This window comes from Streptomyces sp. BoleA5 (assembly GCF_000373665.1).
Classification (GTDB): domain Bacteria; phylum Actinomycetota; class Actinomycetes; order Streptomycetales; family Streptomycetaceae; genus Actinacidiphila.
Genome location: NZ_KB892092.1, coordinates 188916 through 204207, shown reverse-complemented (window position 1 = coordinate 204207; position 15292 = coordinate 188916). Strand labels below are relative to the sequence as shown.

The following is a 15292-nucleotide window of genomic DNA, read 5'->3' as shown; positions in this document are numbered from 1 at the left end:
TGTGCTCGGCGCCATCGGGGACGCCGCCGCACGGGGTGCGACGCGCCGCGCGGGGTGGTGTCGGCAGAGGGTATCGGATTCCCGGAAGGCTCCGTTCACCGGCCGTTTCCCCGGCGATGGGCCGCTGGGCGTGATCATCATGGTGGATCACGCGCGCATCGACAAAGCCCGGTACACCGCGTAGACCGGGGGTCACGGTGAGTGCCGGGAGGCCCGCTCCGGAAGGGGTGCCGGACGGTCGTCGAACCGCCCGGGGGCTCGTGGGGTGGGATCGGGACGTCGTCCGGTGGAACGCGGTGTGCCGCGTCCGGCCGTCGGCCACGACCACGACCACGACCGCGACCGCGACCTGGCGCGGGCCTTCGGTGACCCGGTTCCCGTCCGGTGCCCGTCCCTGTTCCGGGGCCCGGTGTTCCGCGAGCCGACGGCCTGACGGGCGGCATGTCCTCGCCCGTCCGCCTTCCCGCACCGAGCCATTAGGGTGGCGCCATGACTTGGTTGATCACCGGCGGGGCCGGCTTCATCGGATCTCACGTGGTGCGGGCCATGAGCCGCGCGGGAGAGCGCGTGGTCGTGCTCGACGACGGCTCGTCCGGCGTCGCTGCCAGGGTGCCCGCGGACGTCCCGGTGGTGACCGGTTCCGTCCTGGACCGCGCCGTGCTGGACCGCGCGATCGCCGAGCAGGGCGTGACGGGTGTGGTGCACCTGGCCGCCAGGAAGCAGGTCGGCGAGTCGGTGGAGCAGCCGCTGCGCTACTACCGGGAGAACCTGGGCGGCCTCGGGACGCTGCTGGAGGCGGTGGCGGACGCCGGCGTCGGCCGTTTCGTCTTCTCCTCCTCCGCCGCCGTGTACGGCCTGCCCGACGTGCCGCTGGTGACCGAGTCCACTCCGTGCCTGCCGCTGAGCCCGTACGGCGAGACCAAGCTGGCCGGCGAGTGGCTGGTCCGCGCGGCCGGGCGGGCGCACGGGATCTCCACCGCCTGCCTGCGCTACTTCAACGTCGCGGGGGCGGCCGAGCCCCGGCTCGCCGACACCGGGGTGTTCAACATCGTCCCGATGGTCTTCGACAAGCTGACCAGGGGCGAGGCCCCGCAGATCTTCGGGGACGACTACCCGACCCCCGACGGCACGTGCGTGCGCGACTACATCCACGTCGAGGACCTGGCCGACGCCCACCTCGCGGCGGCCCGCTGGGTCGGCGAGCGGGACGGCGGCGCCGACCTGACGGTGAACATCGGGCGCGGCGAGGGCGTCTCCGTCCGGGAACTGATCGACATCGTGCTGGAGGTCACCGGCCGCAAGGACGTCGAGCCGGTGATCATGCCGCGTCGGGCGGGCGACCCGGCGAGCGTGGTCGCCTCGTCCGAGCTGATCCGCCGGGAACTGGACTGGGCGGCCACCCGCGGCGTCCGCGAGATGGTCGAATCCGCGTGGGAGGGCTGGTGCCTGAACCACCCGCAGGCGCGGGGCGCCTGACCACGGGCGTTCCCCCGCGGTCGCGGTGCGGACCATCACCGCAGGTCACCACGGCTGACAGCGGTCATCGTCGGCGAGTTGCCCACGGACGGTGACCGTTGTTCACTGGGCTCGCCGGTCTCCGCGCGCGGGCTCGCCGTCGCGCCGAGGGCGACGGACGGGAGGTGTCGGGCGATGGGCGCAGGACACGCGCACGGCCACGGCCACCCGCACGGGCCGGGGACCGCACCGACGGGCACTGCGGCCGCGGCGTACCGCGGGCGGCTGCGCATGGCGCTCGGCATCACGCTGCTGATCCTCGTGGCGGAGGTCGCGGGCAGCGCGCTCACCGGATCGCTCGCCCTGCTCGCCGACGCCGGGCACATGGCAACCGACGCGGCGGGCCTGGCGATGGCGCTGGTGGCCATCCACTTCGCCAACCGCCCGCCGAGCGAGCGCCGCACCTTCGGGCTGGCACGCGCCGAGATCCTGTCGGCGGTGGCCAACGCGGTGCTGCTGTTCGGCGTGGGCGCCTTCATCTTCTACGAGGCGGTCCGCCGGCTGATCACACCCGCCGAGGTGGAGGGCGGGCTCACCGTCGTCTTCGGCGCGATCGGCCTGGTGGCGAACTCGGTGTCCCTGCTGCTGCTGATGCGGGGGCAGCGCGAGAGCCTCAACGTCCGGGGGGCCTTCCTCGAGGTCATGGCGGACGCGCTGGGCTCGCTGGCCGTCGTCGTGGCGGCGCTGGTGATCCTGGTCACCGGCTGGCAGCGGGCGGACGCGGTCGCCTCGATCCTGATCGGCCTGATGATCGTCCCGCGGACGTGGAAGCTGCTGCGCGAGGCGATCGACGTCCTGCTGGAGGCCGCGCCCAAGGACGTGGACATGGCCGACGTGCGCGCGCACATCCTGGCGCTGCCCGGGGTGGCGGGGCTGCACGACCTGCACGTGTGGACGATCACCTCGGGAATGCCGGTGCTCTCGGCGCACGTCGTGGTGAGCCGCGACGTCCTGGACGCGGTCGGCCACGAGAAGATGCTGCACGACCTGCAGGGCTGTCTCGGCACCCACTTCGACGTGGAGCACTGCACCTTCCAGCTGGAGCCGGTGGGGCACGCGGAGCACGAGGCGCGGTTGTGCCACTGAGAAACCGCCTCGAGGAATGCCGCGTCACGCACGCAGTGTGACGATATGCAAACACGCTGCGACCGCACCGGGGGTCCCCGCGTGAGGCAGACTGAGGTCTTGTCGTCGAAGCAAAGGATGGCCATGCCCACAAGCCCCGCCGCCGACCGGCCCCGCACACCCGCCGCGGACCCCTCCTCCAACGGTGCCCCGGCACCGATCCTCCTCGAGCTGGTCGACGAGACCGGCGCGACGATCGGCACCGCGGAGAAGCTGTCGGCCCACCTGCCGCCGGGGCGGCTCCATCGGGCGTTCTCGGTCTTCCTCTTCGACCGGGAAGGCCGGCTGCTGCTGCAGCGACGGGCCGCGGGGAAGTACCACTCGCCCGGAGTGTGGTCGAACACCTGCTGCGGCCACCCCTATCCCGGCGAACCGCCCTTCGTCGCCGCCGCGCGCCGCACCGCAGAGGAACTCGGCGTGGCGCCCGCGCTGATGCGGGAGGCCGGCACCGTCCGCTACAACCACCCGGACCCGGCGTCGGGGCTGGTCGAGCAGGAGTACAACCACCTCTTCGTCGGCGTGGTGACCGCACCCCTGGACCCGGATCCGGAGGAGATCGGCGAGACCGCCTTCGTGTCGCCCGCCGAGCTCGCCGCGCTCCGCACCGCCGGGCCGTTCTCGGCCTGGTTCCCGACCGTGCTGGACGCCGCGCTGCCCGCGGTGCGCGAGCTGACGGGCGACGCGGGCTGGTAGCCCGGCCCGCGCGGTCCCCGCGTCAGTGCACCGGGCCGGGCGGCAACGGGAGCGCGGCCCAGATGACCTTGCCGCCGGTCGTCGTCTGCTGGACGTCGCACATCCCGCCCGCCTCGGCGGTCACCGTCTTGACCAGCAGCAGGCCGCGGCCCCCGGTGTCGGCGTCGTCGACCTGGAGGGCCTTCGGCCGGTACGGGTGGTTGTCCTCGACGGCCACCCGTACCCAGTCGACGCCCACGGCGAACTCCACCGCGATCTCCGGGGAGAGCAGCGCGGCGTGCCGCACCGCGTTGGTGACGAGTTCGGAGACGATCAGCAGCAGGCCGTGCAGCAGTTCCTCGCCGACCGGCACGCCCTGGCGGACGACGAGATCCTGTACCGCGTGCCGGGCCTGCGGCACCGAGGAGTCCAGCGCGGGGGCCGTGAAGCGCCACACGCCCTCGTAGGGGCGCGGGACATCCGGCGCCACCGGGGGCACCGGATCGGGGGGCGGGACGCTCCCGCGTACGTCCATGGCGGTCTTCACCCTCGCATTCGCGCGATACACCCCGCGGCTCCCGAGGGCCGCCCACGGCGGCGACGGGGTTCGCCTCACGGATCGAGTGTCGGCAGGCAACGGGCCCACCCCGAGCCGCTGACCGTAAATCCACATCTTTCGATCACGTCCGACCCATGGCGATCGGACGTGCCAGGCCAGTGAGCCCTACTGACCCGGCCGTTCCACTTCACTGACGGGTCAGCGGGGCGTCCCGGGCATCGGCGACCATTCCGACGATCCGCCGCCCGCCCAGACCCGCGCCGAGCAGGCCCAGGCCGTCGAAGAGCAGCGCCAGCGAGAAGAAGGCGCCGATGACGTAGACACTGCTCTGCGGCCAGTCGGCCAGGACCAGGATGGCCAGCAGGATGCCGACGGCGCCCTGGATGAGGGTCCACACCATGTGCGGCCCGCGCACCACCATGCCGCCGAAGAGGCGGAAGATCCCACCGGTCAGGAAGAGCAGCGCCGCGAACATGGTCAGGGCGGCCGCCGTCTGCTCGGGATTGCGGATCACGACGACCCCGGCGGCGATGTAGAGGGCCGCGACGACCAGGGCGAGCCAGAAGAAGTTGGTGTTGCGGTTCTGCACCGCCTGGACCAGGCCGACGACGCCGCCGACCAGCAGCAGCCAGCCGAAGAGCAGCATCGAGGTGATGGTCGCGAAGCCCACGTAGAACAGCCCGACCAGGCCGCCCACGACCAGGACCGCCCCCAGCGCGGCGACCCAGCCGAAGCTGCGCTTGATCCCGGCCTCCGGGGGTTCCGGATGCTTCTTGCGTCCCTTGAACGGGGCCATGGCCGCCGCCTCCTCGCGCTCGTCGGAAGCCAGTCGGGAACTACAGCTCATATACCCGATTTGCCGTGGCACGGACCGGGATAGGATCCCCGTCCGGCGGCCTCGGCGATCTCCGCCCGCCGGGACGACGACGAGACGAGGGGTGCGGGCATGTCCGAGCCGTCCGGGCCGGGCCTGGTGGTGGACACGGCGGGCGCCACCGCCACCGTGACGATCAGCAATCCGGCCAAGCGCAACGCGATGACCCTGGCGATGTGGCGGGAGCTGCCCGGCCTGCTCGACGGCCTCGCGGGTGACCCGGCCGTGCGCGTCCTGGTGCTCACCGGGGCCGGCGGCACCTTCTGCGCCGGCGCGGACATCTCCGGCCTGCGCGGTCCGGCCGGCGGCCCCGGCGCGACGCAGAGCGCGGCCGTGGAGGCGGAGGAGGCGCTCGCGGCGTTCCCCAAGCCGACGCTGGCCGTGATCCGGGGTTCCTGCGTGGGCGGCGGCTGCCAGCTCGCGGCCGCCTGCGACCTGCGGTTCGCCGCGGAGGGCGCGCGTTTCGGGGTCACCCCGGCGCGGCTGGGCATCGTCTACCCGGCGTCCTCCACGCGCCGCCTCATGGGACTGGTCGGACCGGCGACGGCGAAGTACCTGCTGTTCTCCGCCGAGCTGATCGGCCACGAGCGTGCGCTGCGGACGGGGCTGGTGGACGAGGTGCTCGCGGAGGACGAACTCGACAAGCGGGTCGAGGAGTTCGCCGGGGTGCTGGCCTCGCGGTCGCTGCTGACGCAGGCGGCGGCCAAGGAGTTCACCACGCCCGTACCCGACCCGGCACGGGTCGCGCACTGGGCCCGCCAGGCGGAGGGCAGCGCGGACACGGCGGAGGGTGTGGCCGCGTTCCTGGAGGGCCGTGAACCCCTTTTCACGTGGACGGCGTAGGGCCGGCCAGGACCGCCAGGTGCGGCGGCAGCGGTACCCCGTCGCGCAGCGCCGGGTCGGGGACGGGGGTGCCCCACGCGGTGGTGAGCGGCAGGACACCCGCCCACACGGGCAGCGCGGCGTCGGGCCCGTCGCCGTCGTGGGGCGGGCCGGAGCGGAGCTTGACCGAGGCCTCGTCGGTGGCCAGCGCGAGCAGCGTCGTCGAGGCGAGTTCTCGGCGGTCCGGCTCTCGGCGACATGCCGACCGGTCGGTAACCTGCTGCCATGACCGCCACCGCCCCCACCACGCCCGCGCTGGAGCCGCGCGCGGGCCGGCGCTGCCACAACGCCCTCAACCCCCTGCACTCGGTCGTGTACTTCTCCTCCGAGTACGACCGCGAACTCACGGCCCTCGGCCTGGAGCGCGGCGCCATGGCCTATTTCGCGGGGCGGGCCGCTCCGCTGGGCGCCGTCGCCGCGGGGACGGTCACCGCCACCTTCTACAACTTCAACCACGCGATCATCGCCCCGGTCATCCCGCGCGCCTGGGGCCTCGCGCCCCCGGAAGCGGTCGTGGAGACCCGGCTGCGCGTCGCGGACGCGGTGCTGACGCGGCTGCTGGGGCCGGAGGTCATCGCCTCCGCCGACCTCGCCGACGCCGCACGCCTCGCACTCCGCGCCGCCGAGGCCTGCACCCGCGAGGCCAGGCCCCTCTATGCCGCCAACGCGGACCTGCCGGTGCCGGAGCGGCCCCACCTCGCGCTCTGGCACGCCGCCACCCTGCTGCGCGAGCACCGGGGCGACGGGCACCTCGCGGCCCTGGCCGCGGCGGGCCTGAACGGACTGGAGGCCCTGGTGACCCACACCGCCACCGGCAAGGGCTTCACCCCGGGCTTCGTGCGCCGCACCCGTGGATGGTCGGCGCAGGACTGGGCCGCGGCCCAGGACGGGCTCCGGGAACGCGGCCTCCTCGACGCGGACGGCGACCTCACGGAGCGCGGTGTCGAACTGCGCCAAGAGATCGAGGGCGTGACCGACCGCCTCGACCGCGCGCCCTACGAGCACCTCGGGGCCGCCGCCGTGGACCGCCTCACCAGGCTCGCCGGCGCCCTCACCCACCGCGTCCTGGGCAACGGCGGCTTCCCGCTGCAGCACTTCGGCAAGAGCTGAGGCGGCGCCCGCCCGGGAGAGGGCCAAGGAGGCGGCGCCGGGGTCGAGTTCGCCGTCCGCCGGGCCCGGCCCCACGGCGGGGGACGCCGCCAAGGCGGCCGGGTGCCGGGGCGACAGGTTGATGCCACCCGTCAACCGCCGGCAGCCCCGGCACGTCCTGCACACGCCCGGGGGCGAACGCCCACCCGGGACCGAGCCGCGCGACGCCGGGGCCGGAAGCCCGGCGGGCCCCGTCCCGGCAGGCCGCGGCGCGGCACCGCGCGGAGGCCTCACCCGGCACCGTGCCGGGCTCACAGGAGGCCGGGGCGGCGCCGGGTCAGGGCGCGGGCACGGCCGGGGCGGGCGCCGCGGCGGGGAGTTCGCCGCGGACGACCTCACGGCCGGTGCCGCCCGCCGCGCGCTTCTCGCCGCGGGCGGCACCGACGCCCGCGACCACGACCAGGGCCGTCCCTGCCGCCTGGAGGGCGGTCGGGACCTGGGAGACCAGCACCAGCGCGGCGAGCAGGCTGACCGCGGGCTCCATACCCGCGAGGGTGCCGTAGGCGGTCCTGCCGATCCGCTGGAGGGCCTTCATCTCCAGCAGGAAGGGCACCAGCGGCATCAGGACGGCGATGCCCGCGACCGCCGCGACGACCTGCCACGTGGCACCCGACACCACTCCCGGGGCGCCGAAGGGCGCGGTGAACACCGTGGCGACGCCGAGGGAGACGGCGAGGCCGTGCTGTGCCGAGAAGCGGCTGCCGACGTGCTGGGTGCCGATCACGTACAGCGCCCAGCACGCGCCGGAGGCAACCCCGAACAGGACACCCGCGAGGTCGGCGCCGCCCTGCCACGGAGAGGTGAGGCACAGGACGCCGGCCGCCGCGAGCAGCAGCCAGGCGAGTTCGCGTCGTTGCCGCAGGGAAGCGACGGCGACGGCGAGCGGCCCGAGGAACTCCAGCGCGGTCGCGGTGCCCAGCGGGATGCGCGCGGCGGCCTCCGAGAAGAGCAGCATCATGGCTCCGCTGACCGCGCCGAGCAGGACGACGGCCGTCAGGTCACGGCGCGGGGCCGCGCGCAGCGCGGGCCACAGCGAACGGCCCGTGAAGGCGAGCAGCAGCAGCGCGGCGAAGCCGACGCGCAGCCACGTGGTGCCGGCCGGGCCGATGTCGTCGAAGAGTTCCGTCGTCAGGGCGCTGCCGGTGTGCAGCACGGTCATCGCGGCCAGGATCAGCACGGCACCAGGTATGCGGCGGGGCGTAAGAGTATGCGGCTCGGACACGGGACCCATTGGACACGCCGCCCGTTGTTTCTGTCCACGAGTCATTGGCGGACGCATTGTTTACGATCGGTGGATGATGGATGCGTCCGACCAGCTCCCCGATCTCGGCCGGCTGCGCCTGCTGGTCGAGCTCAGCCGCGTGGGCACCATGGCCGCCGTCGCCGAGCGCACCGGATACGGCACCTCGGCGGTCTCCAAGCACCTCGCGGTTCTGGAGCAGGAGGTCGGCACACGGCTCCTCACCCCGGTCGGCCGCCGGGTGCGGCTGACCCCGGCGGGTGAGCGCCTGGTCGCGCACGCCGTGGGGATCCTCTCCGCCGTGGAGGAGGCCAGGGCGGAGCTGCGCGGGGAGTCCGGCCCGGCCGGCCGGGTGCGGCTGGCGAGCTTCGTCAGCGCCGTCGAGCCCACGGTCGTGCCCGCGCTCGGGCGGCTCCGCGCGGAGCACCCGCGCGTCGAGGTGCAGCTGTACGAGCACGAACCGGAGCAGACCCTCGCGCTGCTGCTGTCCGGGGACGTCGACCTCGGCATCGTCTACGACTACAGCCTGGTGCCGCGCCCGGTGCCGGACGGACTCAGCGCGCGGCAGTTCGCCACGCAGCCGATGGTGCTCCTGCTGCCGGACGGGCATCCCGGCGACCCGGGACCGGGCGGGCCCGTTCCGCTGTCCGGGCTGAACCGGCTGTCCGGGGCGGGGTGGATCACCAACTCGCGCGGCAGTGACGACGACGAGCTGGTGCAGCGGGTGTGCGCGATGGCCGGGTTCACCCCGCGGATCGTCCACCGAGTCGACAGCCTGCACCTGGTGAACCTGCTCACCGGGGCGGGACTCGGCGTGGCGCTGCTCGCCGAGTCGGGGGTGGAGCGGCAGCGCGACGACGTGGTGACCCGTCCGCTGGACCCGCTGGTGGGCACCCGGCGGCACTTCCTGGTGGCGCGCGCGGGTCAGTGGTCGTGGCCGCCGATCGCGACGGTCGCCCGGCTGCTCACCGGGTGAGCGGACCGGGCGACCGCGGTGGGCAGCGGGTCAGGCGGGGAGGGGGTCGGGCGGGGCAAGGGGGTCAGGCGGGGCATCGGGTCAGGCGTGGCAAGGGGTCGGGCGGGCAAGGCGGGTCAGCGGACGGTCCTGACGGGCTCCTCGCCCTAGCCGCCGACGCCGGCCGCGTCCTTCCGGGACGTGCCGTGCGCGCACGGCATCGCCGGATGCCGGCCCAGCAGCACGACACCCGCGGCGATCGCGGCGAGCCCCGCCGCCTCCCAGGCCAGCGCTCCGGGCGTCACCCGTACGCGGTCGCCGAGGAAGCCCACGCCGCAGGCGATCCCGGCCAGCGGCTGGGCGGCGGTCAGCGCGGGCAGCGACATGCGCAGCGGGGCCGTCTCGAACGCGCTCTGCACGAGCATCAGCCCGGTCAGGCCCATCACGACGACGGCGTACGGCTGCCACTGGGTGAAGAGCGCGCCGACGCCCTCGACCTCGGCCACCTGACCGGAGATCCGGGTCAGGGCGTCCTGGAGGCCGTAGAGCAGACCCGCGGCGAGTGCCAGCACCGTCGCCTCGGGTGACGGACGCAACCGCCGCGCGCAGGCGACCAGGAGCAGCGCCAGGCCGACGACGACACCGACCACCAGCCAGTGACGCAGCGCCCCCGCGGGCGGTCCGCCGCCCGCGGGGCGCCCTGCCACGATGAACGCCGTCACGCCGAGCGCCAGCAGCGCCACGCCCGACCACCCGTGCCACCCGAGTCTCTGGCCGGTGAGGCGGCGCGAGAGCGCCATCGCGAAGAGCAGGTTGGTCGCGGTCAGCGGCTCGACGAGGGAGACCTCGCCCTTGGTGAGCGCGAGGGCGCTGAGCAGCATGCCGCAGATCATCAGGAAGACGCCGAGCAGCCACTGCGGCATCCGCATGAGGTCCAGCAGCAGTCTGAAGGAGAGGAAGTCGGACAGCGGAGCACGCTGGGCGGCCAGCTGCTGGAGGACGAAGCCGAGCCCCAGACAGCAAGCGGCCCCCACCCCGAGCAGGAATACGGCCACCTCGTCAACCTCCCGGTGTCGCCGACTGGCCCGACCTTAGCCCCTCACCCGTCTTGATCGCGACGATTGTCCGCACTCGCCTTCCCGCCCGCGGCCGAGGGGGCCGAGGCGGTCGAGGCGGTCACGATGGGGGGCCGTCCGGTGCGCCTGCCCCACGCGGGCAGGCGCAGGCCCGCCACGATGTCGCGGACGAGGTGCAGCTCGGCGACGACGTCGGCGACGGTGTCGCACTCCGGCGTCGCGGGCAGTTCCGGGGCGCCCGTGACGGCGGCGCGGCCGTCCAGGGTGTCGGCGACCGCCGTGAGCGCGGCGACCACCTGGGCTCCTTCGTGGGCCGATGGACGCGGGGCGCCCTGCTCCATCCGGAGGACGCAGGCGGTGGTGGCGTCCACGATCCGCTCCGAGGCGGCGACCACGCGGAACCACTCGCCGTTGCCGCCGTGCCGGGAGGGCAGCTCGGCGGCGAGCGTCTCGGCGGCGACTCGGGCCTCCCCCAGGGCGCTGTACGCGGCCCGGCGCAGCACTCTGCGCTCCCTGGGGCGCTCGCCGGCGGGCACGACCAGGACGTGGTCGAGGTAGTCCCGGGTGCGCCGCAGGGCCACGGCCAGCAGGTGGCCGACCCGTGCCGTGGGGTCGGTGAGCCGTGGGAGGTGGCCCGCGACGACGACGATCGCGCACGCGATCGCGGTGTCGGCCAGCCTCGCCAGGGCCGCCTGGGTGTCGCCGCCGGCCCAGACGAACGCCAGCACCATGATCGTGACGGCGGTGGTCTGCAGCGCGAAGTGGCGTGCCGCGAACGGCAGGAGCGCGCCCGCCACGGAGGCGCAGACCGCGGTCCACCACATCCCTCCGCCCAGGGGCGCCGCGAGCGCCGAGAAGACCAGTACGCCGAGCGCGGTGCCGAAGCAGCGGTTGACGACCCGGGAGAACAGCGGGCCGATGTCGGGCTTCACCAGGAAGGCGGCCGTGAGCGGCAGCCAGTACCAGTGGTCCGCGCGCAGTGCCAGGGCCACGGCCGCACTGGCGGTGACGCACACGGCGACCTTGAGACCGTACTCGCGGCCCACCGGTCCGAGGACGCGACGGCCCAGCATCGGCGCCGACCCGCGGGCGGGGAGCGGGGCGGCGTCCTCGGCGCGGTCCGTGTCCGGGGTCGTACGGGCGAAGACGAGGGAGGCGTGCACCATCATGGCGTCGAAGGCGGCGCGGGCCGGGGTGGTCGACTCCGGCGCCGGCAGCGGGCCGGGAGGCGCTCCCGTCCGTACGGCCCTGGCGAGCCGCCGCGGGCCGTCCCCGCTCCGGGGCGGCAGGGGCCGGGCCTCCCAGAGCAGGGCGGCGGCCGCGTCGGTCAGCTCGGTGGCCACGCCGAAGCGTTCCGCGAGCAGCAGTTCGTCGGCGCGTGCGGGCCTGCGCAGCAGCAGCCGGCTGAGCCGGCGCAGCCGGACGGCCTCGTCCCCGCGGTCCAGCGCGGCGCTGAGCCGCCGCCGCGCGGCCTCCGCGCCGGGCCCGCCGACGGTGTCGAGGGCGTCCGCGAGGGCGTCGAAGATCCGGGCCAGCGAGGCGCGCTCGCCGTCCAACGCGCCGCCCGCCGGGCGCGGCGGGCGCAGGGCGAGCCGCAGCAGCAGCAGCCAGCCCGCCCCGGCGAGGAACCACAGCGCCCTGTAGCCGGCCCCGCCGGGCAGCGGCAGCCCCATCCCGATCACGGCGGCGGCCAGCCCCTGCATGGCGGCCCGCGAACACACCGGGCCGACCACGCTGACCGCGCCCGACACCGCGCCCGACGCGAACAGCACCGGCAGCACCCACCAGCCGGTCAAAGCGTTCTGCGTCACGGCACCCACCAGCACGCCCAGCGCGGCGACGAGCGCGGGCAGCCCGATGTGGACGACGCCCGTCCTGCGGGTGCCGGGCAGGTCGTTGAAGCCCGCGAACAGCGCCCCGAGCCCGGCCAGCACCCCGATCTCGACGCGTCCCAGCCCGATCCCCAGCGCCAGCAGCGGCCCTGCCGCCAGTGCCCCGCGCAGCACGGCCGGCCACGGCACCGGCCCCCGCTGCCAGCGCAGCGGATGCGCCAGCCAGGACGGCAGGGCGACGGGTCGGCGGCCGGGGCCACGGGGCAGCACGGGCATCCTCACGGGACGAGAGTGATCTCGACGTCGGGAAAAGACGCAGGCCAGTGGGGTGCCGGGCCTACCGCCTCCCCCTACTCAGGGTATCGGCCGCGCGTGCACCGGTACCGCCGTGGACCTGTCGTCGCCGTCCCCGCGTGCGTCGGCCGGCGAGCCAGGTGGAGGACGGTCCCGGTGCCGCGTGATCGCGGTCGCGCCCGACTCCGTGCCGATCGCGATGTGGGGGTGGCTGCCGGGGTCGGCCCAGGCCAGGACGCGGCGCATGGCGCCGGCCGGGACCGAGACGCAACCCGCCGTGGCGCCGCGGCCGTTCACGTGCAGGAAGATCCCGGCGCCGCGTCCACGGACCGGGTGGCGGTAGTTGAAGCCGATGACGAGGGCGTGCGCGTACTGCTTCCCGAAGTCGGCGAGGCGCTCGGACTCCTCGGGGGCGCAGTCCTCGGGCAGGGGTTCGACCCAGCGGTTGTAGGCGTCCGAGGCGTTGTCCTGGCACCACCACGAGTCCTGCGTCACCGGCAGGTACCGCGTCCTCGTACCGGGGGGCGGCGGCTCGGTGCCGAACGCGAACGGGAGGTCGTACAGGCCGGCCGGGGTGGTCGAGGTGCTCTGCACCCGGTCGCGGCCCTCGACGAGGCCGCCCCCGCCGAAGCGGGCGGCCGCGGAGCCCGCGGCCACCCAGCGGCCGTTGCGGCGGTCCCACCAGGTCAGCGTCCCGGTGGTGGCCTCCGGGGAGGCGGCGACCGCGGTGATCAGCTGGGTGCCGCCGCCGGTGTCGGCCATGCGGTCCGGCAGCGTGGGCGGCGGCAGGGGAACCGCGGCCGCCGTGCCGGCCACGACGGCCGGCACGGCGAGGCGGGTCAGTGCCGCGCGCAGGCTCAAGCGGGGAGCTGCGCCTCGATGGCGGCGACGATCTCGTCGGCCTCGGGCTCGGTGCGGGGGCGGAAGCGGCCGACGACCTGGCCGTCGGCGCCGACGAGGAACTTCTCGAAGTTCCACTGGACGTCGCCGGCCTGGCCCTCGGCGTCGGCGGTCTCGGTCAGCGCCGCGTACAGCGGGTGCCGCTGGTCACCGTTGACGTCGGACTTCTCGTAGAGCGGGAAGCTCACGCCGTAGGTCGCGGAGCAGAAGGTCGCGATCTCGTCGGCCGTGCCCGGCTCCTGGCCCGCGAACTGGTTGCTGGGGAAGCCCAGGACGGTGAACCCCCGGTCCGCATACCGCTTCTGCAGCCGCTCCAGGCCCTCGTACTGCGGGGTCAGACCGCACTTGGAGGCCACGTTGACGATCAGCAGGGCCTTGCCACGGTGGTCGTCGAGGGAGGCGGGCTCACCGGTCAGGGTGCGCAGCGGGATGTCGTAGATGCTCACGTCGGAATCTCCTCGTTCAGGGGCGCGGACGGACCACAGGTCGTCCGTTCAACCCCGGTCACGGTGCCGATCTTCCCATGGGAGCCGGTTCCGGGCGCGACCGCGGCTGGGTGTCAGTGCTCGGTGACGCGGCCGGATTCGAGGCGGATGCGGCGGGTGGTGTGGACGGACTCCAGCATGCGGCGGTCGTGGGTGACCAGCAGCAGGGTGCCGTCGTAGGAGGCGAGGGCGGACTCGAGCTGCTCGATGGCGGGCAGGTCGAGGTGGTTGGTGGGCTCATCCAGGACGAGGAGGTTGACCCCGCGGCCCTGCAGGAGGGCGAGGGCCGCCCGGGTGCGCTCGCCCGGGGAGAGGCTCGCGGCGGGGCGCAGCACATGGGCGGACTTGAGGCCGAACTTGGCCAGCAGGGTGCGGACGTCGGCGGGCGCGGTGTCGGGGACCTCGGCGCCGAAGGCGTCCAGCAGCGACTCGCCGCCGAGGAACAGCTTGCGGGCCTGGTCGACCTCGCCGACGACGACTCCGGGCCCGAGGTGCGACGCACCCGCGTCGAGGGGCACCCGGCCCAGCAGCGCGGCCAGAAGGGTCGACTTGCCGGAGCCGTTGGCGCCGGTGATGGCCACCCGGTCGGCCCAGTCGATCTGCAGGTCGACCGGTCCGAGGGTGAACTCCGGGCCGCGGCGGACCTCCGCGCCGCGCAGCGTGGCGACGACCGCGCCCGCGCGGGGCGCGGCGGCGATCTCCATGCGCAGCTCCCACTCCTTGCGGGGCTCATCGACGACGTCGAGGCGTTCGATCATGCGCTGGGTCTGCCGGGCCTTGGCGGCCTGCTTCTCGGTGGACTCGGTGCGCAGCTTGCGGCCGATCTTGTCGTTGTCGGTCGCCTTGCGGCGGGCGTTGCGGACGCCGTGCTCCATCCAGTTGCGCTGCATGCGGGCGCGGGACTCGAGGGCGCTCTTGGTGTCGGCGTACTCGTCGTACGCCTCGCGGGCGTGCCGGCGGGCGGTCTCGCGCTCCTCCAGGTAGGAGGAGTAGCCGCCGCCGTAGGTGTTGACCTCCTGCTGGGCGAGGTCGAGTTCGACGACGCGGTTGACGGTGCGGGCCAGGAACTCGCGGTCGTGGCTGACCAGGACGGTGCCCGCCTTGAGGCCCTTGACGAAGGTCTCCAGGCGTTCCAGGCCGTCCAGGTCGAGGTCGTTGGTGGGCTCGTCCAGGAGGAAGACGTCGTAACGGCTCAGCAGCAGGGACGCCAGGCCCGCGCGGGCGGCCTGCCCACCGGAGAGGGCCGTCATCGGCATGTCGAGACCGACGCCGAGGCCGAGTGCCTCGCCGGCCTCCTCGGCCCGCTCGTCGAGATCCGCGCCGCCGAGGGCGAGCCAGCGCTCCAGGCCGTCGTTGTAGGCGTCGTCCGCGCCGGGCGCCCCGTCGACCAGCGCCTGGGTGGCGGTGTCGAGCGCGGCCTGGGCGGCGGCCACGCCGGTGCGCCGGGCGAGGAAGGCCCGTACGGTCTCCCCCGGGCGGCGTTCGGGCTCCTGCGGGAGGTGGCCGACGGTCGCGGTGGGCGGGCTGAGCCGCAGCTGCCCCTGCTCGGGCGCGCTCAGGCCCGCGAGCATGCGCAGCAGCGTCGACTTCCCGGCACCGTTGGCCCCGACCAGACCGATGACGTCGCCGGGGGCGACGACGAGGTCGAGGCCGGAGAACAGCACGCGGTCCCCGTGGCCGGCGGCAAGATCCTTGACGACAAGAGTGGCACTCATCAGGCTGCGATCGTATCGC

The 15292-nt window shown here is 74.6% G+C and carries 15 protein-coding genes; 7 read left to right on the top strand and 8 right to left on the bottom strand.

The features are described 5' to 3' along the window. Positions 1-298 precede the first annotated feature (298 nt). The 4 genes from B085_RS51390 (at position 299) to idi (ending at position 3333) form a co-directional block, all read left to right on the top strand. Complete coding sequence (locus tag B085_RS51390; protein WP_018558125.1) at positions 299-433, top strand: hypothetical protein; 135 nt, start codon at positions 299-301, stop codon at positions 431-433. Between the two features lie 56 nt (positions 434-489). Continuing rightward, a complete protein-coding gene (gene galE, locus B085_RS0108370; RefSeq protein ID WP_026250805.1) occupies positions 490-1476 on the top strand; it encodes a UDP-glucose 4-epimerase GalE in 987 nt (328 codons plus the stop codon). A 174-nt stretch (positions 1477-1650) separates the two neighbouring features. Beyond that, positions 1651-2601 carry a cation diffusion facilitator family transporter gene (locus B085_RS0108365; RefSeq protein WP_018558123.1) on the top strand — a complete coding sequence of 317 codons (951 nt, stop codon included), beginning with the start codon at positions 1651-1653 and terminating at the stop codon, positions 2599-2601. Positions 2602-2724: 123 nt separating this feature from the next. Continuing rightward, positions 2725-3333 (top strand): isopentenyl-diphosphate Delta-isomerase, encoded by a 609-nt coding sequence (idi, locus tag B085_RS0108360; RefSeq protein ID WP_018558122.1) that lies wholly within the window; start codon positions 2725-2727, stop codon positions 3331-3333. Between the two features lie 22 nt (positions 3334-3355). Here idi and B085_RS0108355 read toward each other — a convergent pair whose 3' ends face one another. Then, positions 3356-3847, bottom strand: coding sequence for an ATP-binding protein (locus B085_RS0108355; RefSeq protein ID WP_078619812.1), 492 nt, complete (start codon positions 3845-3847; stop codon positions 3356-3358). Positions 3848-4058: 211 nt separating this feature from the next. Further along, complete coding sequence (locus B085_RS0108350) at positions 4059-4667, bottom strand: HdeD family acid-resistance protein (RefSeq protein WP_018558120.1); 609 nt, start codon at positions 4665-4667, stop codon at positions 4059-4061. Positions 4668-4817: 150 nt separating this feature from the next. On the opposite strand from B085_RS0108350, the gene B085_RS0108345 reads away from it, so the two are divergent. Next, on the top strand, positions 4818-5588 hold the full coding sequence (locus tag B085_RS0108345; protein WP_018558119.1) for an enoyl-CoA hydratase/isomerase family protein: 771 nt from the start codon (positions 4818-4820) through the stop codon (positions 5586-5588). 264 nt (positions 5589-5852) lie between these two features. Continuing rightward, positions 5853-6737: an SCO6745 family protein gene (locus tag B085_RS0108335; RefSeq protein ID WP_018558117.1), complete on the top strand. Its 885-nt coding sequence runs from the start codon at positions 5853-5855 to the stop codon at positions 6735-6737. 316 nt (positions 6738-7053) lie between these two features. On the opposite strand, the gene B085_RS41745 is transcribed toward B085_RS0108335, so the two are convergent. Next, positions 7054-8007: an EamA family transporter gene (locus tag B085_RS41745; protein WP_106434886.1), complete on the bottom strand. Its 954-nt coding sequence runs from the start codon at positions 8005-8007 to the stop codon at positions 7054-7056. Positions 8008-8071: 64 nt separating this feature from the next. Between B085_RS41745 and B085_RS0108325 the strand changes: the two genes are divergently transcribed. Then, the gene (locus tag B085_RS0108325; RefSeq protein WP_018558115.1) at positions 8072-8992 is read left to right on the top strand and encodes a LysR family transcriptional regulator; all 921 of its coding nucleotides are present in this window, start codon (positions 8072-8074) and stop codon (positions 8990-8992) included. A 146-nt stretch (positions 8993-9138) separates the two neighbouring features. Here the strand turns inward: B085_RS0108325 and B085_RS0108320 are convergent, their stop codons facing one another. The 5 genes from B085_RS0108320 to B085_RS0108300 all read right to left on the bottom strand — a co-directional run bounded on the left by B085_RS0108320 (position 9139) and on the right by B085_RS0108300 (position 15273). Further along, positions 9139-10026 carry a DMT family transporter gene (locus B085_RS0108320; protein WP_018558114.1) on the bottom strand — a complete coding sequence of 296 codons (888 nt, stop codon included), beginning with the start codon at positions 10024-10026 and terminating at the stop codon, positions 9139-9141. 44 nt (positions 10027-10070) lie between these two features. Then, positions 10071-12155: an FUSC family protein gene (locus B085_RS0108315; protein ID WP_051101998.1), complete on the bottom strand. Its 2085-nt coding sequence runs from the start codon at positions 12153-12155 to the stop codon at positions 10071-10073. Positions 12156-12233: 78 nt separating this feature from the next. Continuing rightward, positions 12234-13028 carry a L,D-transpeptidase family protein gene (locus tag B085_RS0108310; protein WP_237497983.1) on the bottom strand — a complete coding sequence of 265 codons (795 nt, stop codon included), beginning with the start codon at positions 13026-13028 and terminating at the stop codon, positions 12234-12236. 2 nt (positions 13029-13030) lie between these two features. Further along, entirely contained in the window at positions 13031-13519 is a 489-nt protein-coding gene (locus tag B085_RS0108305; RefSeq protein ID WP_018558111.1) for a glutathione peroxidase, read from the bottom strand. Between the two features lie 113 nt (positions 13520-13632). Continuing rightward, positions 13633-15273, bottom strand: coding sequence for an ABC-F family ATP-binding cassette domain-containing protein (locus B085_RS0108300; RefSeq protein ID WP_026250800.1), 1641 nt, complete (start codon positions 15271-15273; stop codon positions 13633-13635). Between the last annotated feature and the right edge of the window lie 19 nt (positions 15274-15292).

Excerpts from the sequence above, each read along its gene's own strand:
- B085_RS0108300 (WP_026250800.1), bottom strand. The coding sequence starts at position 15,273 with ATGAGTGCCACTCTTGTCGTCAAGGATCTTGCCGCCGGCCACGGGGAC.
- B085_RS0108325 (WP_018558115.1), top strand. The coding sequence starts at position 8,072 with ATGATGGATGCGTCCGACCAGCTCCCCGATCTCGGCCGGCTGCGCCTG.
- idi (WP_018558122.1), top strand. The coding sequence starts at position 2,725 with ATGCCCACAAGCCCCGCCGCCGACCGGCCCCGCACACCCGCCGCGGAC.
- B085_RS0108350 (WP_018558120.1), bottom strand. The coding sequence starts at position 4,667 with ATGGCCCCGTTCAAGGGACGCAAGAAGCATCCGGAACCCCCGGAGGCC.
- B085_RS0108345 (WP_018558119.1), top strand. The coding sequence starts at position 4,818 with ATGTCCGAGCCGTCCGGGCCGGGCCTGGTGGTGGACACGGCGGGCGCC.
- B085_RS41745 (WP_106434886.1), bottom strand. The coding sequence starts at position 8,007 with ATGGGTCCCGTGTCCGAGCCGCATACTCTTACGCCCCGCCGCATACCT.
- B085_RS0108355 (WP_078619812.1), bottom strand. The coding sequence starts at position 3,847 with ATGGACGTACGCGGGAGCGTCCCGCCCCCCGATCCGGTGCCCCCGGTG.
- B085_RS0108365 (WP_018558123.1), top strand. The coding sequence starts at position 1,651 with ATGGGCGCAGGACACGCGCACGGCCACGGCCACCCGCACGGGCCGGGG.
- B085_RS0108315 (WP_051101998.1), bottom strand. The coding sequence starts at position 12,155 with ATGCCCGTGCTGCCCCGTGGCCCCGGCCGCCGACCCGTCGCCCTGCCG.
- galE (WP_026250805.1), top strand. The coding sequence starts at position 490 with ATGACTTGGTTGATCACCGGCGGGGCCGGCTTCATCGGATCTCACGTG.
- B085_RS0108335 (WP_018558117.1), top strand. The coding sequence starts at position 5,853 with ATGACCGCCACCGCCCCCACCACGCCCGCGCTGGAGCCGCGCGCGGGC.